15 protein-coding genes, 1 tRNA gene and 1 pseudogene are annotated in these 21235 nt (G+C 72.3%); 3 read left to right on the plus strand and 14 right to left on the minus strand.

What is annotated here, in order from left to right; genetic code table 11:
* Nucleotide 1: 1 nt before the first annotated feature.
* The 5 genes and pseudogenes from RKD23_RS06470 to RKD23_RS06490 all read right to left on the minus strand — a co-directional run bounded on the left by RKD23_RS06470 (nucleotide 2) and on the right by RKD23_RS06490 (nucleotide 5625).
* The gene (locus tag RKD23_RS06470; protein WP_424852758.1) at nucleotides 2-1192 is read right to left on the minus strand and encodes an AAA family ATPase; all 1191 of its coding nucleotides are present in this window, start codon (nucleotides 1190-1192) and stop codon (nucleotides 2-4) included.
* Entirely contained in the window at nucleotides 1189-3012 is a 1824-nt protein-coding gene (locus RKD23_RS06475; protein WP_424852759.1) for an ankyrin repeat domain-containing protein, read from the minus strand. The genes RKD23_RS06470 and RKD23_RS06475 overlap by 4 nt, the downstream gene beginning before the upstream one ends.
* A complete protein-coding gene (locus RKD23_RS06480; RefSeq protein WP_424852760.1) occupies nucleotides 3009-4151 on the minus strand; it encodes a gala protein in 1143 nt (380 codons plus the stop codon). The genes RKD23_RS06475 and RKD23_RS06480 overlap by 4 nt, the downstream gene beginning before the upstream one ends.
* A gap of 85 nt (nucleotides 4152-4236) precedes the next feature.
* Nucleotides 4237-4309, minus strand: a pseudogene (locus RKD23_RS06485).
* A 47-nt stretch (nucleotides 4310-4356) separates the two neighbouring features.
* Complete coding sequence (locus RKD23_RS06490; protein WP_424852761.1) at nucleotides 4357-5625, minus strand: serine/threonine-protein kinase; 1269 nt, start codon at nucleotides 5623-5625, stop codon at nucleotides 4357-4359.
* Between the two features lie 424 nt (nucleotides 5626-6049).
* Here RKD23_RS06490 and RKD23_RS06495 point away from each other — a divergent pair, with 424 nt between their 5' ends.
* Nucleotides 6050-6295 (plus strand): hypothetical protein, encoded by a 246-nt coding sequence (locus RKD23_RS06495; protein WP_424852762.1) that lies wholly within the window; start codon nucleotides 6050-6052, stop codon nucleotides 6293-6295.
* A gap of 61 nt (nucleotides 6296-6356) precedes the next feature.
* Here the strand turns inward: RKD23_RS06495 and RKD23_RS06500 are convergent, their stop codons facing one another.
* From RKD23_RS06500 to RKD23_RS06520, 5 genes are all read right to left on the minus strand, one after another.
* On the minus strand, nucleotides 6357-7148 hold the full coding sequence (locus RKD23_RS06500; RefSeq protein WP_424852763.1) for a serine/threonine protein kinase: 792 nt from the start codon (nucleotides 7146-7148) through the stop codon (nucleotides 6357-6359).
* Nucleotides 7149-7565: 417 nt separating this feature from the next.
* A complete protein-coding gene (locus tag RKD23_RS06505) occupies nucleotides 7566-9590 on the minus strand; it encodes a family 43 glycosylhydrolase (RefSeq protein WP_424852764.1) in 2025 nt (674 codons plus the stop codon).
* A 3-nt stretch (nucleotides 9591-9593) separates the two neighbouring features.
* Nucleotides 9594-11066, minus strand: coding sequence for a hypothetical protein (locus RKD23_RS06510; protein WP_424852765.1), 1473 nt, complete (start codon nucleotides 11064-11066; stop codon nucleotides 9594-9596).
* 29 nt (nucleotides 11067-11095) lie between these two features.
* Nucleotides 11096-12547 (minus strand): peptidoglycan DD-metalloendopeptidase family protein, encoded by a 1452-nt coding sequence (locus RKD23_RS06515; protein ID WP_424858181.1) that lies wholly within the window; start codon nucleotides 12545-12547, stop codon nucleotides 11096-11098.
* A gap of 38 nt (nucleotides 12548-12585) precedes the next feature.
* Nucleotides 12586-13575: an alpha/beta hydrolase gene (locus RKD23_RS06520; RefSeq protein WP_424858182.1), complete on the minus strand. Its 990-nt coding sequence runs from the start codon at nucleotides 13573-13575 to the stop codon at nucleotides 12586-12588.
* 175 nt (nucleotides 13576-13750) lie between these two features.
* Between RKD23_RS06520 and RKD23_RS06525 the strand changes: the two genes are divergently transcribed.
* Together RKD23_RS06525 and RKD23_RS06530 are read left to right on the plus strand one after the other, a co-directional pair.
* Nucleotides 13751-16204, plus strand: coding sequence for a penicillin acylase family protein (locus RKD23_RS06525; RefSeq protein WP_424852766.1), 2454 nt, complete (start codon nucleotides 13751-13753; stop codon nucleotides 16202-16204).
* A gap of 74 nt (nucleotides 16205-16278) precedes the next feature.
* Nucleotides 16279-17319, plus strand: a complete 1041-nt coding sequence (locus RKD23_RS06530) for an alpha/beta hydrolase (RefSeq protein ID WP_424858183.1) — start codon at nucleotides 16279-16281, stop codon at nucleotides 17317-17319.
* Nucleotides 17320-17414: 95 nt separating this feature from the next.
* Here the strand turns inward: RKD23_RS06530 and RKD23_RS06535 are convergent, their stop codons facing one another.
* The 4 genes from RKD23_RS06535 to RKD23_RS06550 form a co-directional block, all read right to left on the minus strand.
* A complete protein-coding gene (locus tag RKD23_RS06535; RefSeq protein WP_424852767.1) occupies nucleotides 17415-18923 on the minus strand; it encodes a DUF4246 domain-containing protein in 1509 nt (502 codons plus the stop codon).
* A 124-nt stretch (nucleotides 18924-19047) separates the two neighbouring features.
* Nucleotides 19048-19124: transfer RNA gene (locus RKD23_RS06540), tRNA-Pro, on the minus strand.
* Nucleotides 19125-19177: 53 nt separating this feature from the next.
* Complete coding sequence (locus RKD23_RS06545; protein ID WP_424852768.1) at nucleotides 19178-19819, minus strand: SRPBCC family protein; 642 nt, start codon at nucleotides 19817-19819, stop codon at nucleotides 19178-19180.
* 81 nt (nucleotides 19820-19900) lie between these two features.
* A complete protein-coding gene (locus RKD23_RS06550) occupies nucleotides 19901-21223 on the minus strand; it encodes an MFS transporter (RefSeq protein WP_424852769.1) in 1323 nt (440 codons plus the stop codon).
* Nucleotides 21224-21235 lie beyond the last annotated feature (12 nt).

Here is a 21235-nt window from a genome sequence, read left to right on the forward strand (position 1 = left end):
CTCAGCGCGGACCGGGCAGGGCGCCGGCGAGCTGGAGGAGTTCCAGGAAGGCGTCGATGCCGGGCGGGATCGGCCAGTCGGGTTCGCGCATCGTGGCGAGGTCGCGGGCGGCGCGCGCGGCCACGTCCGGCACCCCGGCGTCCACGGCCTTGGCGAGGACCTCCCAGCCGGCCTCCCAGCGCGGGCGGGTGGGTTCGCTCTGCACAGCGGCCACGACCGCGATGAGGAACGCCAGTTGACGGTCGCCGCGCTCGGGCAGCGCGAAGGCCGACGGGTCGGCGAGCACCCGGTCGGGGTCGGGCAGGTCGAGGTTCTCCAGGTACGACAGCAGCTCGATGCCGGCGGCCTCCCCCACGGCGCCGGTCAGGGCGGCGGCCTGCGCCTCGCGTCCGGCTCCGGAGGCGTACCCGGCGGCGAGCAGCCGCAGCGCCATCTCCCACGTACGAGGTGAGGGCCAGGCCCGGCCGCGGCCCTCGGCCTCCTTCGGCATGTGGTGGACCAGCCCGGGGCGGGCGGTCAGGAAGCCGGAGACGACACCGCGGGCCCGCGCGACCGCCCCCGGCACGCGCGCCGGGTCCACCACGGGCAGGACGGTCTCGGGCCAGGTGCCGGCCATGCCGCGGGCGACCGTGCGCGGGTCGTGCGTCCAGTCGAGGTGGACGAAGCGGTTGGCGAGCGGCGGGGTGAGGTGCCAGCCGTCGGCGGCGCTGGAGGGCGGGTTGGCGGCGGCGACGATCCGCACCGACTCGGGCAGCTCCAGGCTGCCCACCCGGCGTTCGAGCACCACCCGCAGCAGGGCGGCCTGCACGGCGGGCGGCGCGGAGGACAACTCGTCGAAGAACAGCAGCCCGTGCCCGGTGCGGGCGAGCCGGACGGCCCAGTCCGGCGGGGCCATCGGCACGCCCTGGGCGGCTGGGTCGTCGCCGACGATCGGCAGCCCGGCGAAGTCCGACGGCTCGTGGACACTGGCCACGACCGTCTCCAGGCGCACCCCGAGGGCGCCGGCGAGCTGCTCCATGCCGGCGGACTTGCCGATGCCCGGCTCACCCCACAGCAGCACCGGCTGATTGGCCGTCACCGCCAGGGCGAGTGCCTCCAGTTGGGGATTGCCGGCCGGTTCGCTGCGGGTGACGCGCAGGCGGGCGTTGAGGGCGTCGGCCGTGGCGAGGGCGGTGGGCACGGAGGGGGTCACGCGGTGTTGTCCTCGTCGTCGGGGAGCGGCACGTCGTCGTCGGGGAAAGGGATGTCGTCCTCGTCCCAGTCGGGCTCGGCGTCCCGCCCGCTCATGTACGTGTCGAACCACTTGGAGCCGAGGCCCGGGTGCTCCTGCTGCACCCGGCGGCGCAGGAACATCAGGTCCGTGCGCTCGAAGCGGCGGGCGACCTGGGCGAGGGAGAGCTCCATGTCGTCGACCACGTCGATGCGGGCACCGGCGTCGAGGAGGTCCCGCACCAGCTCGGCGGAGCCCCCGCAGTGGACGGCGTTCTGCAGCGGCGTGCGGTGCGTCTTGTCCTTCGCCTCCAGGTCGAGCCCGGCGGCCAGCAGCCGCGGCAGCAGCTCGCGGTGGTCGAGCAGATGCAGGACGTGCAGCAGTCCGCGTCCCCTGCGGTCGCGGACGTAGGGGTCCGCTCCGGCGTCGAGGAGCGCCAGCACGGCGGGGGTGTCCCCGTGCTGGACGAGCTGGAACAGCTCGCGCCGTTGGTCGCGCAGGGCGCGCGGGAGGCGGCCCTCGCCGGTGCTCCAGGCGTGCCGGACCGCGAAGCAGCCGGACACGGTGCCGCCGAAGGCGCGCAGGGCGAGTTCGCGCTGCTGCTCCTGCGCGGTGTGCGGGATGTCCAGGGTGCCGCCCCGGGAGGCGACCTTGTGCCAGACGCCGCCGCAGCGCACCCGCACCGGCGTCGGCAGTCCCGGTTCGGGCGGGCCGACGGCGGGACCCGCCTGCGGGAACAGGGCGGCTGTGACCAGCGGGTGCAGCTCCTCGGGCCGGATGCGGCCGGCCCGCAGCAGGCCGATGTCGGGCAGCCGCTCCCAGACGTACGAGGGTAGCGCCGGGACGTCGTCCTCCTGGCCGCGCTCATGTCCGGAGACCTGCGCCGGGGCCGTGCCCTCCTCGGGCCGGGCGATCCGCAGATGGCCCTGCCATCCGACCGGGATCCGGAACCGGGTGCCGCGTCCGGCGCGCTCGAGCAGCCGCATCTCGGGGACGAGGCGGGTGAGGTCGGGCGCGACGAAGGACACCTGCGCGGCGACGTCGAGGTCCCGGTACGAGTACCGGCCGCGCGGCGGGGCGGTCAGGTCGAGGTCGAGCCCGGCGGCGGCGTACGCCTCGGCGTGGTCGCCGCGCGCCTGGAGCACGGCGACCCACTCCGCGCGGGCGGCCGGGTCGGCGGACCCCGGGTCCTCGGCGGGCAGCTCCTCGACGGCGAGCGGGGTGCCGTCCGGGTGCAGGAACGGCAGCCGGACACAGTCGAACGGGCCCGCGCTGTAACGCAGTTCACTCGTCCGGCGGGCGTCCCAGAAGCGACGGGCGGCCGTCCAGTCCTCGGTGGTGTACGTCAGCCCGTGCAGCCGGTCCTTGGCGGGCGGGACGGCGGGCCCGAAGCGCAGGCGCAGCCGCTGGGGCCCCTCCAGCATCGGGGTGGTCGTCACCGACAGGACCGGCCCTGCGGGGCCGTAGGAGGCGAGGACGATCCGCCGGGCGGGCATGAGGGTGGTGTGGCCGCCGAGGGCGCGCGGCAGATGCCAGCGCAGCAGGTCGGGGGCGAGATGGCGCAGATCGTCGGCCACCGAGGCGGCCACCTCGGCGCCGTACCGGTCGGCGACGCGCTCCGGGTCGAGGTCGGCGGGGACGTCCACGGCCGCCACGGCGCACGCTGTACGCCAGTCACCGGCCAGGCGTGCCTCGGTGGCACGCTCGATCATCCGGCGGGGTACCGCGTAACGGCGGATGCGGGCCCAGGCGGAGGCCTCGTCGGGCCGGAGGGCGCCGGGTGTCTTCGGCAGCGGGCTCATCGGTACACGCTGCCGATCGCACGCAGGTCGGGGTGGGTCGGCCGGGCGGGGCGCAGCCGGCCGGCGAAGGCCCGCTTGACGCGGCGGGGCAGGCCGGGGCCGAGACCGACGTACTCCAGGCGGTGGCCGTCGGGCAGCGCGGCGAGCAGGCTCTTCGCGCCGTGGCCTGTGATGCCGGTGTGGCGCAGTTCGAGGCGGCGCAGCGGGCTGCCGGGCAGGGCCGCGGCGAGGGCGCGGGCTCCGTCGTCGCCGGTGGCGTTGGCGGGGGCGCCGAGGCTGCGCTCGGACATGGCCCGGCCGAGGTCGAGGGTGTCGATGCCGTCGAGGGCGTCGGCGAGGGCGCGGGCACCCGCCGGGCCGATGCCGTTGCCGCCCAGGCCGAGCCGTACGGGCCGGGCGGGGTCGGTCGCGGCGGCCAGGACGGCGGTGCCCTCGTCGCCGAGGTGGTTGGCCGTCAGATACAGCTCACGGACACCCGCGTCACGGACGAGGGAGGCGAGCAGCGGCGCGTCGGCGGCGGTCAAGCCGTTGCCGCCGAGGAACAGCCGCTCCAGCGGGGCGTCCCGCTCCAGCAGGGCGTCCAGCAGGAGCCGTACGCCCGTGGCGCCGATGCCGGAGTTGACGAGGTCGAGGGTGCGCAGGCCGGTGTTGCGGCGCAGCAGCCCGGCCAGGGTGCGGGCGCCGGCCTCGTGGACGGGGTTCCGCTTGAGCCACAGCGCACGGACCGTGGTGTCGTCGGCGAGCGCCTCGGCGAGAGCGGCCACGCCTTCCGGGCCGATGCGGTTGCAGCCGAGGTAGAGGGTGTGGATGCCGTGGGAGGCGTCGGCGGTCAGTGCCCCGGCGACCGACCGGGCACCCTCGTCACCGAGGGAGTTGGTGCCGAGCAGCAGGTGGGCGGCGTGCGGGGAGCCGGTGGCGACGGGCAGCAACCGGGCGGCGCCCTGGGGTCCGAGGCCCTGCTTGCACAGGTCGACCCGGCCGTCTGCGCGCAACGTGCCCAGCGGGAAGGCCTCGTCATCGGTGACGGGCCGCGCCTCCGTGAGGCGGTCCAGCAGCGGGCCGAGCCGCGCGGGGTCGGCGAGCGGCAGATCGGGGTGCTCGATCGCGGGGCAGCGTACGGGCGTTGTCGGCTGGTTCATCACCACTCCACCGGTCCTTCGCCGGTGCCCGGCGTCCGCGTCGAGATCAAGTAGTCGGTATCAAGCAGTCGAGATCAAGTAGACGCAAGGCCGGTCGGATTCGAACCGACGTCCTCCAGCTCGATGCGTGGGCGCGACGACCACTGCGCTACGGCCTTGCTGCGCAGGATCATAGCCGTCCGCGCGGCCGATATCGATCACCAGTTCAGGAGCCCGAGGGGTGCGGGCAACGGGGCAGCGCGGGCCGGTCCTTGGTGCGTACGGCGGGCAGCCACGCGGTATCGGGCGTCGTGCCGTGCGGGAGCCGGACCCGGAACCACAGGGTGGACCGCCGGTCCTCCTCGTCCACGATGGGCTGCCCGCCGGGCAGTTGACAGTCGGCGGTGAGAACGTCCCCGTGCCACACCCGGGTCGGGACGACGTTGTCGGGGGTGTACGGCCGCAGCGGATCGACGGCCAGCCCCAGGCTGCACTCCAGGTCCCGGTCCGCACGCTGCTGGCAGCCCCGTTCGGCGTTGAACACGGTCAGGTCACGGCCGGCCCGGGCCGGATCGTCCCGTACGGCGCTCCACCACAGGGCCGTGCCCGCGGTGCCGCACAGGGCGGCGGCGAGCAGGGCCGCGCGGGTCCGCCCGGTCCGCCGTACGCGCCCTCCCCGCCCGCGCCGCCTCGACCGCTCGGCGACGATACGGCGCAGCAGGCTCTCGGCCGTGTGCGCCGCGCGCGCCTCGTGCGTGGGAGCCAGGCAGTCGGCCGCCAGGTCACGCCAGAACGGCGGGAGAGTGTGGTCCATGCGCAGCGGGGCGCGGCCCTCGCCGTACTCCTGCACGGCGGCCCCACGCGCCATCGGCGTGGCCCCGGGGAAGGGCGAGGTGCCGGACGCGAACACCTCGTGCACGACGACGCCCAGGGCCCAGATGTCCGCGCTCGGCCGGATCTGCACGCCCTGCGCGCCGAGGGGGGCCTTCCAGCGTTCGGGCGGCAGGTAGTCGAGGGTGCCCAGGGGAGGCGCGTAACCGTGGGTGCCGGTCAGCTCGGTGGCGAGGCCGAAGTCCGAGAGCTTCACCGAACCGTCCCTGCCCAGCAGCACGTTCTCCGGCTTCAGGTCGGCGTGCACCCAGCCGGAGCGGTGCAGATGGGCCAGCCCCTCGCAGATCCCCTCGATCAGCCGGCCCCGGTCCTCCTCGGGCACCCCGGCATCGAGGAGTTCCCGCAGACTCCCCGCGGCCCTCTCCATGACCAGCACGATCGCCCCGTCCAACGCCGGGCGGTCCGGCGCCGACAACACGAACGACTCCCGCAGCCCGACCAGCCTCCGATGCCCGGCCCTACGACCGAGCTCGACCTCCCGACGCGCCGACTCCACAATCCGCGCCACCTGCCGCGGCGCAAGACCTGCGGTCGGCATGACCTTGAGGGCGACGTCGTCGGGGGTGGCCGACCCGGAGGGCGTGACGGCCGAGTCGGCGGGCATGGTGTGCGTTGCGGCCGGGCCGGTGGCCGAGCCGGTGGAACCGGCGGGCGAAGCGGCTGAACCAGCGGGCCTGTCGGCCGAGTCGGCGGGCGCGTTGGGCGTTGCGGCGGGACTGGTTGCCGAGGCGACGGGACCAGCGACCGCAGCGGCCGGACCGGAGGCCGTAGCGGGCGGATCGGCGGGCACGGCAGCCGAACCGGCGGCCGTGACGGGCATTGCGGCGGAACCGGCGGCCGTGGCGGCGGGACCAGCGGCCGGACCGGCCGGATCGGCGGGCGCGGCTGCATTACCGGCAGCCATGGCGGCGGGACGGGCGGCCGCAGCAGCCGGACCGGAAGGCGCAGCAGCCGGACGCACGAGCGCAGCAGGCGAACCGGCGTCGGCCGACGCGGGCATGGCGACCGGACCGTCGCCGGAGGCGCGCATGGTCGGCGGACCAGCGGCGGAGGCGGGCGCAACAGCCGGGCCGGAAGCCGTGGCAGCCGGGCCGGAGGCCGTAGCGGCCGAGCCGGAAGCCGTAGCAGCCGGCCCGGCGCCCGAGGCGGGCACGACGGCCGGACCGGCGCCCGAGACGCCGGCCGGATCGGTGGCGGCCGGTCGGGCCGCGTACACCGTGGACCACCCGCCCGCCCCGATGAGCCCCGTGACCACCCACGACCCCGCCCGGTAGCCGGGTGGCAGCAGGTCCGGCGGGTCGGGTTCCGTGTCGTCACCGGCGCCGTGCGGCGGTGTCATCGCGCGGACTTCCGCTCCCGCCCGGCCGATCCCGACGGCGGGGGCAGCAGCGGGAGGTGCTCCTCGCGTACGAGCCCGAAGCGGAGCGCGAGGGTGACGATCTCCTCGCGTTTGCCGTTGCGGCGGTCGCCGTTGCCGGGTTCCTGCGCGTCGGCGATGCGCAGCTTCTGCTCGGCGAGGTAGTCGATGTGCGAGCTGATCGCCCGGGGTGTCAGGCCGCCCGCGGTGGGGTGCCCCCTGAGCCGCTCGGCGATCTGCGGCGTGGTGGGGACCGCCACCCGCGACTGGTCGCGCAGGCGCGGCTCGCACAGGGCGACGAGCACGAGGAAGTACGTCGCCGTCTCGTCGAGGGAGTACGCCGTGACGGTGCGGCTCCCCCAGGGCGCACCGAGCGCGTCCGGGTCCAGGTAGAGGTGGTCGGGCGCGAACACCTGGAACGAGACGGGGATCTGGCTGCGGGCGGGCAGCACCACACGGGAGAACTCGAACGGGATGGGCGCGCCGACCCTGCGAGGCTGCACCCTGATGTACTCGCCCGCTCCCTCCGGGTTCTCCACCAGGTAGCTGTGGGCGGTGCTGTGATTGGTCAGCTGCCAGTGGTCGTCGGTCACCCTGATCTCGCCCGCGAGCCGGGAGACCGCGTCGTCGTCCAGCCGGAGTTCGACCGGTGTCCGGGGAGAGCCACGGCCGAAGCGCGCCACCTGGCCGGGCCCCAGCCGCAAGGTCACCGCCTCGCCGCCGTCGGCGCCGCCGCTTCCCTGCGGCAGATGGACGACTACGCCGCTCACCGCACCCCCCGTTCCGCGCGTCGGCAGTTCTCGGACGGGCGGAACGATACCCACGGGTAAGGGGGATTCACCGGCGGGCTTCGGCCACTTCGGGCGGGACCGCGAGCGGCGGCCCCAAGTCCCCGGAGCTTGCCCCTCCGGTACGGCGCGAGCGGCCGGCGACCGGCGTTCGCGGTGTGACCGACGGCACCTGAACTTCGTATCAGGAGCGGTGTTTTAGAATGGTTTTTCAGTTTCTGGGGAGCCGGTCCCCGAGCTCGACCGGGCGCGGCGAACGGCCTGGGCCGGGAGCGGGGACCGTCCGGGCCGCATACCGCAAGGTGGGAAAGGTCACCGCGCATGGGGCGGGGCGGGGCCCGGACCTGCGGGTGCACAGCCCGGGTCGCCCCCGCTGCATGGCGAGATCCCGACCCCGGCTCAGGGCGCCGGGCTGCCCGACAGCACCGGGGCGACCGGACGGTCACCGAAGGTCGCCCACGGACCCCACCCGCCGCTCGGCCGGAGCTGGACCCGCCGGCGTATGCGTCCTTCGGCCGTGACGGCGAAGACCTGCAACCGCCCCGTGGGGTCGAGCACGGCCGTGGGAGTCGCGGCGAGCCGGATGCCGGGCTCCCCGAACTCCGCCTCGGACGACCAGGAACCGCCCGGCGCCGACTGCCAGCGGTGGCTCAGCCGTGCCCCGCCGGGAGTCAGGGAGAAGGCCTCCAGCCGGCCGTCGGCATTGACGGCGAGGGCCGGTGCGGCGGCGCTCCAGCCGAACAGCGGCTGCCAGTCGTCCCAGCCGCCGCTGGGCACGGACTGCCGGCGCTGGAACGTCCCCACACCGGACGGCCCGATCGCGGCCACGGTGAGCCGGCCGCTGCCGTCCCGGGCCACCCGCGGCGCGGCTCCCGCGGCGTTGCCGAAGAGGTGCCACGCGCCGGTCCAGGCGCCGCCCGGCGCCTCCTGCCAGCGATGGTGGATCCCCGAACCGCCGGGCGCGAGGGCGAACACCTCCAGGCGGCCGTCGGCGTTGGCCGCGACGACGGGCGGCGCACCCACGGCACCACCGAACCCGGGCTCCCAGGGGTCCCAGGCCGACGACCCGGGCGACGACTGGCGCCTGCGGGCGAACGAGGCGCCGCCGGGGCTCGGCGCGAAGACCTCCAGCCGGCCGGCCGCGTCCCGCCCGACGGCGGGAGCCGCACCCGCGGGGCCGCCGAACTCCTCCCAGTCGTGCCAGCCCCCGTCGGGCCGCTGCATCCGGTGGTGCAGGTTCACCCCGCCCGGAGCGAGCGAGAACACCTCCAGCCTGCCGTTCGTGTTCCGGCCGAGCGTGGGCACCGCCCCGGCGGGCCCGCCGAAGGACTCCCACCCCGACCAGGCGTCGGCGGCGGGGTCCAGCTGGACGCGCCGCAGCATCGACCGGTCCCCCGCGTCGAGCGCGAACACCGTGAGCCGGCCGTCCACGTCGAGGCCCGCGGCCGGGTTCTCGGGGCTCTGCCACCACTGCGGCGTGTCACGCCAGTGCAGCGGCGCCACGTACAGCCCGTTGCGGAACCAGCCCGCGGCGCTCGCGTACCAGGTGTCGCCGTCGGCCAACACCTCCACCGCATGCCCGGGCGCATGGCCCGCGTAGCCGTCGAGGCCGAAGCGGAACGGGTCCCGCGACGCCAGCACATCGGTGCCCTCGTAGCCGCCGCGCGGCCCGATGAACAGGTAGTACCAGCCGTCCCGTTCGACCACGTACGGCGACTCGGTGACCGACACCGTCGCCGCGGTGCTCGGGTCGGTGAACGCGGTCCCCGGCTCGCTCCAGTGCAGCAGGTCGGCGGAGCGCCGGTGGGCCACGATGTGACGGCCGCCCGGCCCGGAGAGCTCGGTGTAGTACATGACCCACTCGCCCCCGACCCGCACCACCATGGGGTCACGCGCCGCGAGCCCCCGGAACAGCGGGCCCGACGGCTCACGGGTCCAGGTGAACAGGTCGGTGGAGGTGGCCAGGTTGATCGCGGCGCCCGCGTCCCCGCCGGCCGCGTAGAACATCCAGTACCTGCCACCGGCCTCCACGACATGCGGCGCCCACAGGTGCGCCTCCCCGAAGTAGGACGGGTCGACCGTCAGGGCGTCGGCGTGCGTCGTCCACGGGCCGTACGGCGACGGCGCCGACGCATGGGCGAAGGAGACCTCCGCCGCGCTGTCCGGCGATTCCCCGCGCGGCGCGCTGTCCCCGACGATCCCGAACAGGTGCCAGCGGTCCTGGACTTTGATCAGCGTGTGGTCGTTGAGATAGCGGGGCCCGGCGGAGGTGGAGGGGTCGTAGACGTACGAGAACTGGCCCGCGCCGATCCACCGGTGCGGCGGCGTGTCGTCGGTGGCCGTGGCGGGGCCGGCGCCCGGGAGCGTGACCGCCCCCAGGCCGACACCGGCCCGCAACAGGCTCCGTCTGCTGATCGACGGCATCGCTCAGTCCAGCCCCGGTCCGGCGGCGTTGTTGACCCACGCCCACTCGGACCAGGACGAGAAGCCGGTCTGCCACTTGTGGTACACCCCGGCGTGGCTGGTGCCGAACACCTCGATCCGCCCGTCGGCGTTCGTGGTCGCCGTGACCTCGCTGCCACCGCCCCCGAACGCGGTCCACTCGCTGTACGGGGCGTTCACCCCGGTCTGCCAGGCGTGCATCGCCGTACTGCCGTTCATCGCGAACACCTCGACACGGCCGTCGGGCGTGCGCTCGCTGCTGAGCTGCGAGTCGGCCGGTCCGCCGGTGGGCTCCCAGTCGGACCAACTCGTCGGACTTGTCTGGTACTTGTGGAACACGCCCACGGGACCGGAGGCGAACACCTCGAGCCGGCCGTCGGCGTTGTGGTCGACGGTCACATCGTGTCCACCGCCACCGAAGGTGTCCCACGGCGACCAGCCACCGTTGGGTGAAGTCTGGTACTGGTGCTGGAAGGTGCTGCCGTTGAGGGCGAAGACCTCCAGACGGCCGTCCGGGGACTTCTCCATCTCCACACGTGCGTCGGCCGGTCCACCACCCGTCGGCTCCCAGTCCGACCAGCCACTGTTCGGGGCCACTTGGTACTTGTGGAACAGCCCGACCGGCCCCGAGGCGAACACCTCGATCCGCCCGTCCGCGTTCACCCCGGCCGCGACATCCCGACCCCCACCACCGAAGGACTCCCAGCCCGACCAGCCACCCGACGCCGACAACTGATACCTGTGCTGGAAGACGTTCCCATTGATCGCGAACAGCTCCAACCGGCCGTCCGCATTCGGCGCGATCGCCAACTCCGCCCCACCCGGGCCGCCTAGGGACTCCCACGCCGACCAGTTCCCGTTGGACGTGAGCTGCCAGGCGTGATGGATTCCGTCCGCTCCGGCCGCGAACACCTCAAGGCGGCCGTCCGCCGACCGCGCCGACACCACACGCCCCGACTCCACCGGATACACCAGCGGCTTGGGCCCGGTGCCCGGGTTGCCGAGTCGGTCGACCGCCTCGCGGGCCGTGTCCATGTACTGCCAGTGCGTACCGCGGTTGTACGTGGACCAGGGCTGCCAGTTCGTGCCGCCGGAGGAGATGCGGAAGGCCTGGTCGGCGTTGCACTGGGCGTCGTAGGCGCAGGCGTCCGAGACGTCCGGGTGGAACTCGTCGTTGATCTGCCACAGCCCGCGGTCCGTCGACCCGGGCGCGTCGACATTGCCCGCGGTGTTGGACGCGGCGGGGTTGCAGCCGGACTCGGCCAGGGCGACCGCCACGGCGGTGACCAGGGCGTCACCGCGCCAGCCCGCGTTGTAGCCGACCTCGGCACACAGGTCGCTGGGCGCGGCACTCGCCGGCGAGGCCCCTCCGAGCACACCGCCGGCGACGAGCAGCGAGGCGGCCAGGGACGACAGGACGAGCCGGCGAGGAGCGCGGCGTCTGAGGAAAGTGGTCACGTCATTGCCTCCTTCGGGTTGCCGGGCGGTCAATCGAGGGCGGGGCCACCGGAGTTGTTGACCCAGGCCCACTCCGACCAGGACGAGAAGCCGGTCTGCCACTTGTGGTAGACCCCGGCATGACTGGTGCCGAACACCTCGATGCGGCCGTCGGCGTTGGCCGTCGCCGTGACCTCGGTGCCGCCCCCGCCGAAGGCCGCCCACTCGCTGTAGGGCGCGTTCAGCCCGGTCTGCCAGGCGTGCATCGCCGTACTGCCGTTCATCGCGAACACCTCGACACGGCCGTCGGCCGTACGCTCGGTGCTGAGCTGCGAGTCGGCCGGTCCGCCGGTGGGCTCCCAGTCGGACCAACTCGTCGGGCTGCTCTGGTACTTGTGGAAGACACCCACGGGGCCGGAGGCGAACACCTCGATACGGCCGTCCGCATTGTGGTCGACGGTCAGGTCACGGCCTCCGCCACCGAACGTCCCCCACTGCGACCAGCCGCCGTTGGGTGAGGTCTGGTACTGGTGCTGGAAGGTGCTGCCGTTGAGGGCGAAGACCTCCAGACGGCCGTCCGGGGACTTCTCCATCTCCACGCGGCTGTCGGCAGGGCCACCACCCGTCGGCTCCCAATCGGACCAGCCGCTGTTGGGTGCCGTCTGGTACTTGTGGAACAGCCCGACCGGCCCCGAGGCGAACACCTCGATCCGCCCGTCCGCGTTCACCCCGGCCGCCACATCCCGACCACCGCCGCCGAATGACTCCCAGCCCGACCAGCCACCCGACGCCGACAGCTGATACCGGTGCTGGAAGACGTTCCCGTTGATCGCGAACAACTCCAACCGGCCGTCCGCGTTCGGCGCGATCGCCAACTCCGCGCCGCCCGGACCGCCGAGGGACTCCCACGCCGACCAGTTGCCGTTGGGTTCGAGCTGCCAGGCGTGATGTACGCCGTCCGCTCCGGCCGCGAACACCTCAAGGCGGCCGTCCGCCGACCGCGCCGACACCACGCGCCCCGACTCCGTCGGGTACACGAGCGGCTGGGGGCGCGGGCCGGTGCCCGGGGTGCAGGGCAGGACCACGCCGCGCTCGGCGAGGTAGGGCTCGGGGTCGATGCCGTACGTGGCGGACGAGTCGCCCCAGATCCGCAGGTGGAGGTGGGGGCCGCTGGACTCGCCCTCGGAGCCCATCAGGGCGATCTGCTGGCCGGCCACCACATGGTCGCCGGCGGCGACGTCCCGCTGGTACATGTGGCCGTACTCGGAGATCGTCCCGTCGGGGTGCTGGATGCGGATCCACTGGCCGTAGCCGCCGGCGTAGCCGGAGTGGGTCACCTCGCCGTCGCCCACGGCGTAGATGGGTGTGCCGTAGTCGTTGGCGATGTCGACGCCGTTGTGGCCGCTGTGGAAGTGCTGGGACACGAAGCCGGCGGCGGGGCAGGCGGCGGTGAAGTCTGCGGGGCGGGCCGCGGCCGGGGACGTGAACACCAGGACCGGCATCAGGGCGGCTGCCGCCGCGAGTGTCCGCTTCACCGGGTTCACGCCTTGCGCAGGCGGTCGATGATGCCGTCGATGTCGCGCCGCATCATGTCGTGGCGGATGAAGTGGCCGCCGGGCAGTTCGTACCACTCGTGCGGGATCCCCGCGTTGCCGAGCAGGGAACGGAACTCCCGCTGCCCGGCGAGCACTTGGGTCTCGTTGGCGGTGTCGAACCAGTTGACCGGGTCGGGGCTGGTGCCGGCGACGAGGAACACCCGCTTGTTGCGGTAGCTCTCGATGCGCTGCACCGGGTTGTCGGCGTTGACCCGGGCCTCGTCCCAGAACGGGACGCCGTAGACCGTGCCGCCGCCCAGGTCGAGCGTCGCGGAGCTGGCGTTGGCCCAGTGGACGACCATGCCGTTGTCGCGACGCAGGCTGGCGGGGCCGGAGTGGGCGCTGACCGAGGCGAAGTGGCCGTAGTACTTGGCGGCGTACTTCAGCGCGCCGAAGCCGCCCATCGAGAACCCGGCCACGGCGCGGCCGTCGTACTCGGCGTAGGTACGGAAGTTCGCCTCGACCCACGGCAGCAGCTGGGCCATGTGGAACGTCTCCCAGTTGCGGGGGCCGACGTTGGAGCTGACCGGGTTGGAGTACCAGCCGGCGTGGCCGCCGTCGGGCATGACGACGATGATCGGCTTACCGGCGGTCCAGTCGCGGACGCCCTCGCGGTCGAAGGTGATGAAGTCCTGGTCGGTGCCGCCACCGTGGAAGAGGTAGAGGACCGGGTAGGTGCGGCCGCTCCAGTGGTAGTCGTCCGGGAGGAGCACGTTGACGCCGGGGTTCCAGCCGATCGCGGCGGTCTGGAACCGGTAGTACCACATGCGGGGGTCGCCCTCGTTGCGGTCCACGATCCGCAGGCCGAAGCCGTCGCCGACCGCGGCGGCGGCCGAGGCGCCGGCGAGGACGCCGCCGGCGCCCAGTGCCGTGGCGGCCGAGAATCCGCCGACGGCCTTGAGGATGTTCCTGCGAGTGGGGTGCTGGGCGCTCAACATGACCTCCGGGTCGGGACCGTGACGCGATGTCGGAACAGGAGGTCCGGACCGTAGCAACGGAGGGGGCGCCCGGGGACTCCGGAAGGTTACGGAGTGACCGTCCCGGCCGGCCCTCCTACCGTGGCCGCATTCGGACGCAGGCCGCGGCCGCAGCCCAGGGGAAGGACGGCTCATGGCGCGGAGGAGACGGAGAACGAGGCTGCCCATGGCGGTCGTCGCCATGGTGGCGGCGGTGATGAGCACATCGGCGGCCACGGGGCCGGCCACCGCCGAAGAGGGGCCGGACAAGCCCACGATCCGCTACACCGAGTACGGTATCCCGCACATCGTCGCCTCCGACTGGGAGGGACTCGGCACCGGCTACGGATACGCCGCGGCCAAGGACAATCTCTGCACCCTGGCCGACACCTATCTGATGGTCAATGCGGAGAGGTCCCGGTATCTGGGGCCCGACGGCAGGGCGAGCCCGGGCCAGAACCAGAACACCACCACCAACCTCAACAGCGACCTGTACTTCCAGCGGATCAAGGACAACCGGGTCGTGGAGCGCCTCCTCGAACAGCCCGCGCCCAACGGGCCGGAGCCGGAGGTCAGGGAGGCCATTCGCGGCTACGTCCAGGGGTACAACAGGTACCTGTCCGAGACGGGCGTGGGCAACATCTCCGACCCGGCCTGCCGCGGTGCCGCCTGGGTGCGGCCGATCACCGAGCTGGACGTCTACCGGCACGCCCATGCCGAGATCATCATGGGCAGCGCCGAGGCACTGCTGGACGGCCAGGTGAACGCCGCACCGCCGTCGGCGTCGGCCGCCGCGACAGCCACGAAGGCCACGAGCCCCGCGAAGACCGCGGCGAAGATCCGCGACGCGATGGCGGCGAGCCGTCGGGAGAGCATGGGCAGCAACGCGCTGGCGGTCGGCTCGCAGGGCGTGTCCGGCGGCACCGGCATGCTGCTGGCCAACCCGCACTTCCCGTGGCAGGGCAAGAACCGCATGTGGCAGGCACATCTGACGATCCCGGGGAAGGTCAACGTCTCCGGGGCCGGCCTGCTCGGGCTGCCCGCGGTGAACATCGGGCACAACGAGAACGTCGCCTGGAGCCACACCGTGGCCACCGTGGCCCCGTTCGGGCTGTTCGACGTGCAGGTCGATCCGCTGAACCCGACCATGTACCTGGTCGACGGCACCTGGCAGAAGATGACCTCGCAGCAGGTCAGTGTCGACGTACGCAACGCGGACGGCTCGCTCGGCAAGGTCACCAGGACGCTGTGGTCCACCCGCTACGGCCCGGTCACCACCTCGATGCAGGGCGTCCCCTTGCCGTGGGTGGTCAGCGCGCACGCGGTCCGCGATGTGAACATGAACAACCTGCGGGCGCTGAACACCTGGTTCCGTCTCGACCAGGCCACCGACGTCGACGACGTGGTGAACACCCTGGAGACCACACAGGGCGTGCCCTTCTTCAACACCGTCGCCTCCGACCGCACCGGCAGGGCGCTGTACGCGGACATCCAGGCGACCCCGAACATCACCGACGAGCACGCGCAGAACTGCCTCACCGAGACCGGCAAGCTGCTGTTCAACCAGTCGCTGCGGCTGCCGAACGTGCCGCCGGTGTCCATCCTCGACGGCAAGCGCAGCGCCTGCGACTGGCCGGACGACCCGAACGCGGTCGCGCCGGGCCTGCTCGACCCGCACAAGCAGCCGCGGCTGATCCGCTCCGACTTCGTGGGCAACGCCAACGACAGTGCCTGGCTGGCCAACCCCGAGCAGCCGCTGACCTTCCCCAGGGTGATGGGTGACATGGCGGCGCCCCGGTCGCTGCGGACGCAGGAGCTGATCCTGACCGCGCAGAACCGGATCAACGGCACGGACGGCCTGCCGGGCAGAGGCTTCACACCGGAGAACATGGGGCAGTTGCTGTTCGCCGACAACAGCAGGGCGGCCGATCTGGCCCTCAACGCCACGGTGACGATGTGCCAGAGCCAGCCGTTCGGGCTGATCCTGGTGGACGGCAACCTGGTCAACGTCAGCGAGGCGTGTCCGATCCTGGCCGCGTGGAAGGACCACGACTACTCGGCGAGCAGCAGGGGGTCCTGGCTGTTCGCGAACTACTGGGAGCTGCTGCGCAACGGGCAGAGCATCGAGAAGCTCCCATGGCGGGTTCCCTTCGACCCCAACGACCCGGTGCACACGCCCAATTCGCTGGACTCCGGCAGCTCCGCCGTCCGTGACGCGTTCGGCCGGGCGGTGCTCGCGCTGCGCAAGGCGGGCATTCCGCTGAACGCGCCGCTGTCGGACATCCAGAAGATCACCCGGGGCGGTGAGCAGATCCCGATCCACGGCTCGCTCTCCGAGCTGGGCGTGCTGAACGTGATCACTCCGGGCCAGATCGACGGCAAACTCGACATCGTCTTCGGGTCCAGCTTCCTGCAGATCGTGCGGTTCACCGCCGAGGGGCCGCCCCAGACGCTGTCCCTGCTGGCCTACTCCCAGTCGGCCGACCCGAACTCCCCGCACTACGCGGACCAGACGAAGTTGTTCTCGGCCGGCCGGTGGGTGACCGAGCGGTTCACGGAGGAACAGATCGCGGCCTCACCGCAGCTTCAGGTCAAGGTCCTGACCTGAGCGCCGTACACAGACTCACCAGGGGGCACACAGTGACGAAGAGAGCGAACCGGTGGACGCTGGTGGTGGCCTGGATGGTCGCCGCCATGGCCCTGACCCTGCCGGCAGGCACGGCACAGGCCGCCGACGGCACCGCACCACCACCGATGACGAACGGGTTCGGCCTGACCCAGGTCGGCACACCGACAGGCAGCGCCACCAACTTCTACCTCACGGTGACCACACCCGAGGTCACCGGCGAGCAGCACATCAAGATCATCCTGCCGAGCGGCTACTACGACGACCCGGCCAGGCGTTACCCCGTCCTGTACTTCCTGCACGGTTCGCCCGACGACCCGGTCCAGCAGACCTACCCGGCCCTGAGCATGTCGGACCGGATGATCACGGTCATCCCGGACGGCGGTGCCCGCAGCTGGTACGCCAACTGGCTCAACCAGAAGACCGTGCTCGGCGCCCAGAACTGGGAGAACTTCCACCTCAAGCAAGTGATCCCGTTCATCGACGCGAACCTGCGGACCATCCCCACCAAGAAGGCCCGGGCCGTCGCCGGTGTCTCCATGGGCGGGTTCGGTGCCTTCCACTACGCCCAGGTCCGGCCCGACCTCTTCAGCCAGACCGCGTCCCTGTCCGGCGACATCGACCTGTCGGCCAACTCCATGGACCTGCGCATGGCCGTCGTCGCCTCCGTCACCGACGCACTCGGCGCGGTCTGCGCCTCGGCCTCGGGCTACTGCGACCCCAACGACTCCCCGTACAAGCCCGGCGTGGACAGCGACGCCCTCTTCGGCTCGCCGTACCCGTTCTTCAACGCCGACTGGCGCTGGAACGAGGTCGACCCCTCCCAGCACATGGACCGGCTCGCCGGTGCCGGCATCGGGGTCTCCGTCTACGTCGGTGACGGCGGCGGCTCCCCCGCCAACATGGAGTTCTGGCTCGCCGGCGCGGCCAAGAACGTCAAGGCCCGCATGGACGCCCTGGGCATGCCCTACTACTACGTCAACTACGGCGACGGCTCCGGCTGGGGCACCCTCTGCGACGGCGGCCACAACGCCGGCTGCTGGGAGGAGGACCTGCGCGACCTGATCCCCCGCCTGGAGCGGGCCTTCGCGTCCTGACCTTGCGAGAGCCCGTGGCACCAGCGTGAGACCCGAAGCCCCGGCCGGTGAACAGACCCGAGCCGGGGCTTCGTCACGTCGACGAGCGCGTGCGTTCAGTGCTCGCAGAGGGAGAATTCCCGTTCGTAGAGCTGCTCGTTGTGTTCGGCGACGAAGAACTTGCGTTCGTGCATGAGCTGCTCGCGGAAGTCCTTGGCCTGTTCCAGCGTCATGGTCGAGGTGTCGGACCAGGGTTGCTGCGGCGGCACATCGGAGGTCGAGACGATCCTTTCCGACGGGTCGACCAGGAAGAACGCCAGGATCTTGCGGTGTCCCGAGCGGGTGGGGTCCATGAGGCGGAACGAGCCGACGCGGTGTTGCAGGATGTTCGGGAAAGCCAGGCAGCGCCCTTCCGGCGTCGATGCCGATCCCAGCATCTGGTTCAGCGCGTCTTCGTTCTCCAGGCCGTAGACCTCGCGCACACCGTTGTCGTCGTTCTGTTCGTAGTCGGGGTCGTCGAGTGCGGCGCGGAAACTCAGCCGGCTCTCGGTGATGTTCTCGCTGTCCCAGTAGTAGATGCCGGTCGAGACGATCCGCTCGTTCAGCATTCCCTCGACATGCCAGGAACCACCGGGGTATTCCGGCTTCTCCGGGGTCAGATGAATGGTGGCGAGCTTGACGATGACCTGGAGACCGCGGCCGCGCAGATCGACTCGGGCGGATGCGTCGGGCACTTCGGGCGGGGTGAAGTCCGGGGCGTCCGGGACGACCGGGCGGCGGTTCTCCCACCAGTCGTCCTGGGCCGCTTCCCAGGCACGGACGGCCTCCGCGTAGGCCTCGTCATCACTGAAGGAGGACTTGTCCGGCTGCTGCGGCTCCGAGTCGTACCACCCGTAGGGATCGGCCTCGATCCGCAGGGGCCGCGGGTGGCGCAGATCGGTGAGCACGTTCTCCAGCAGCGGGCGCATCCGCGCGAACAGGTCCGGCAGGACGGCAGCCAGTTCGTGATGCGTCTCGGGGTGGACGTTGTTGACGTACGAACGAAAGGCGACAGCGCCGTCGTCACTGACGTCGACGTCCGTGGGCAGCCACTGGAACCGCTCCGAGAACTCGTACTTCGAGTAGCGGTCCGTCGGGTTCCGCCAGGCCCGCTCGGGCGCGCCGCTGACCTCTCTCACCAGGCAGAACAGTGAGGGGTGAACCAGATCCAGTACCTGCCCGTCGGATCCGGGATGCCAGTCCTGTTCGGCTTCGGGTACTTCTTCCAGGACCCGGACCGCCTCGCGCAGCCGTGACCTGAGCTTGTCGTCGATCAGGGTGTCCGACTGCCACACCCCGTCGACGGCGGACACCTCGATGCCGGTGCGTCCGTCCCGCAGCGCGGCGTAGTGCACGAGTTCAGCGAGCACATAGCGGACCTGCGCCTCGGTGAGGCCCTGGGCGACCGCTTCTCGCGTCCACCTGGCGACGATGTCGGCATCGTTCATCTTGTCGAACCATCCCGGCTTCGCCCGGATGTGCGCGCTGCACTGCATCATCTGGATTTCCCGGAGCGTACGGGGTGTCGCGTACGTTATGGAACGGGAAGCGTGGAAGGGCAGCGGGAAAGCAGACAGGCCGGTCAATTCTCGTGATCCCTAAGGTCGTTGTGCGGTGGCGGGCAGGATAGCCCAGCCCACTGACACCCCGGACGCACGGAAGGCCGCCCTCTCATGGATGAGAGAACGGCCTCCGACCTGCGTTTCCGCGTGGTCGGGACGACAGGATTTGAACCTGCGACCCCTTGACCCCCAGTCAAGTGCGCTACCAAGCTGCGCCACGTCCCGATCTGCCCGCATCACGGGTGTTCCGCGTGATCGTGCAGGTAAACCCTACCGCATCAGGCGGAGGGGTCCTCGCCGGTGTAGGCGGCCCTGGTGCGGTCGGCGGCGGCGCGGGCGGCGGTGGGGTCCTCGCCGCTCGTGACATGGGCCGCGTACCAGTCCTCGCCCGCGGCCGTGACGAAGGCGAGGCCCTCGGGGGAGCCGAACCAGGCCATGGCCTGGGCGGGGTCGACGGGGGCACCGGAGGACAGGTGGAGCGTGAGGCCGACCAGGGCCATGTCCCAGCCGACGCCGACCGCGCCGGGGCCGAACTCGGTCCACTTCTTGTCGTCGTCGGGGTCGAGGTGCGCCAGCTCGAAGCGGGTGCGGCCCTCGCCCTCGGAGGTCAGGCGCAGTTCGATCCGGCTGACGTCACCGCCGTACTCCCAGGTCGCGAGGAAGCCGTGGGGCGGGTCGCAGCGCTCCACGGTGCCGCCCGCGTGGTTCTCCAGCTGATAGCGGCCGCCGGTGCGCAGCTCCCCCGACACCGGCAGGAACCACTGCGGGATGCGCCGGGGGTCGGTGCAGGCCGCCCAGAGGTCCTCGGCCGGGACGTCGTAGCTCCGGCTCAGGCTCACCACCCGCACCTGACCAGCGTCGACGGCACGGCGGCCGACCTCGCGGCGTACGGAGTCGATCTGCTGGGTCACGTCGATCATGGGGCTCCTCCGAGTGGGTCCGGACGCCACCCATCCAAGCAGTGGCGCCGGTTCCGGGCATCCAGGAGCCCTGCGGGCGTGTCAGCCCGCCGGGGACAGCGAGCGCGGCGTGTCGGCCGACGCGGCGGGCCGCAGGGACCGCAGGCCGGTGAGGCTGATCAGCACCAGGGAGAAGACTCCGGCGGCCGCGAAGGCGGTGAAGCCCGCCTTGGTCGAGCCCGAGGCCAGCAGCTGGCCGCCGAGCCAGGGCCCGAAGACGGCACCGAAGCGGCCCATCCCGGAGGTCCAGCCGACCGCGGTGGCCCGGTTGTCGTCGCCGGCGCGGGCGGCGACCGTGGCGTAGATCATCGCCTGGGCGCTGAAGAGGAACAGGCCGGTCAGGAAGACGACCGTGTAGGTGAGGGCCAGCGGCATCTTCAGGCTGAGGGTGTACACGCCGACGGCGGTGGCGCCGAACCAGATCGAGCAGATGCGCGCGCCGCCGAACCGGTCGGTGAGCCGGCCGCCGATCAGCATGCCGGCGATGCCGCCGAGGTTGATGACGATGACGAAGCCGATCGAGGAGCCGAGGTTGTAGCCGTTGGCCCGCATCAGCGACGGCAGCCACTGGGAGACGCCGTAGACCAGCAGGAGGCCGCCGAAGGAGGCGAGCCAGTACAACAGGGTCTGGACCCACCGGCCGCCACGGAAGAGGTCCGCGAGGGCGCCGAAGCGGTTGGCCACGGCGGGGCGCTCCTCGTCGCGGGCGGCGAGTTCGACGCCGTAGCGCTCGGCGAGGGCGCGGGCCTGCTCGGTGCGGCCCTTGGCCTGGAGGAAGGCCATGGACTCGGGCAGGTACTTCGCGGCGAGCGGGACGCCGATGAACAGCGGGATCACACAGATCCAGAAGGACAGGCGCCAGTCGCCGGTGCCGAGGGCGACGAGTCCGGCGACGATGCCGCCGGCCTGGTGGGCGGTCATCAGGGAGCCGACGATCAGGGCGCGGCGGCCGCGCGGGGCGTACTCGGTGACCATGGTGATGGCGCTGGGGAGCAGGCCGCCGAGTCCGATACCGGCGACGAACCGGCCGAAGCCGAACGCGCCCAGGCTGCCGGCCGTGGCGCACAGGGCCGAGGCGAGGGAGAAGAGGGCGGTCGAGACGATGATCGTCTTCTTGCGGCCGACCCAGTCGCTGACGGTGCCGGAGGCGAGCGCGCCGATCAGCATGCCGAAGGTGGCGTAGGAGCCGATGTCACCGGCCTGGGCCGGGTCGATGCCGAGCGCCTTGCTCTCGAGCATGTGCGGCAGGACGGAGCCGTAGATGAACATGTCGAGGCCGTCGAAGAGGACGACCAGCCAGCACAGGCCGACGACCAGGCCGGCCAGTCGTGCGCCGCGGGCGGCGGGAGCGGTGGAGGGGGACATCGTTGGTTACCT

Source organism: Streptomyces sp. SAI-170 (assembly GCF_049739565.1).
Classification (GTDB): domain Bacteria; phylum Actinomycetota; class Actinomycetes; order Streptomycetales; family Streptomycetaceae; genus Streptomyces.

Bases quoted from the DNA above. Each gene is read 5' to 3' on its own strand.
- RKD23_RS06525 (WP_424852766.1), top strand. From the start codon at position 13,751: ATGGCGCGGAGGAGACGGAGAACGAGGCTGCCCATGGCGGTCGTCGCC.
- RKD23_RS06490 (WP_424852761.1), bottom strand. From the start codon at position 5,625: ATGCCCGCCGACTCGGCCGTCACGCCCTCCGGGTCGGCCACCCCCGAC.
- RKD23_RS06545 (WP_424852768.1), bottom strand. From the start codon at position 19,819: ATGATCGACGTGACCCAGCAGATCGACTCCGTACGCCGCGAGGTCGGC.
- RKD23_RS06505 (WP_424852764.1), bottom strand. From the start codon at position 9,590: ATGCCGTCGATCAGCAGACGGAGCCTGTTGCGGGCCGGTGTCGGCCTG.
- RKD23_RS06495 (WP_424852762.1), top strand. From the start codon at position 6,050: ATGGTCGGCGGACCAGCGGCGGAGGCGGGCGCAACAGCCGGGCCGGAA.
- RKD23_RS06530 (WP_424858183.1), top strand. From the start codon at position 16,279: ATGGTCGCCGCCATGGCCCTGACCCTGCCGGCAGGCACGGCACAGGCC.
- RKD23_RS06480 (WP_424852760.1), bottom strand. From the start codon at position 4,151: ATGAACCAGCCGACAACGCCCGTACGCTGCCCCGCGATCGAGCACCCC.
- RKD23_RS06475 (WP_424852759.1), bottom strand. From the start codon at position 3,012: ATGAGCCCGCTGCCGAAGACACCCGGCGCCCTCCGGCCCGACGAGGCC.
- RKD23_RS06515 (WP_424858181.1), bottom strand. From the start codon at position 12,547: ATGCCGGTCCTGGTGTTCACGTCCCCGGCCGCGGCCCGCCCCGCAGAC.
- RKD23_RS06550 (WP_424852769.1), bottom strand. From the start codon at position 21,223: ATGTCCCCCTCCACCGCTCCCGCCGCCCGCGGCGCACGACTGGCCGGC.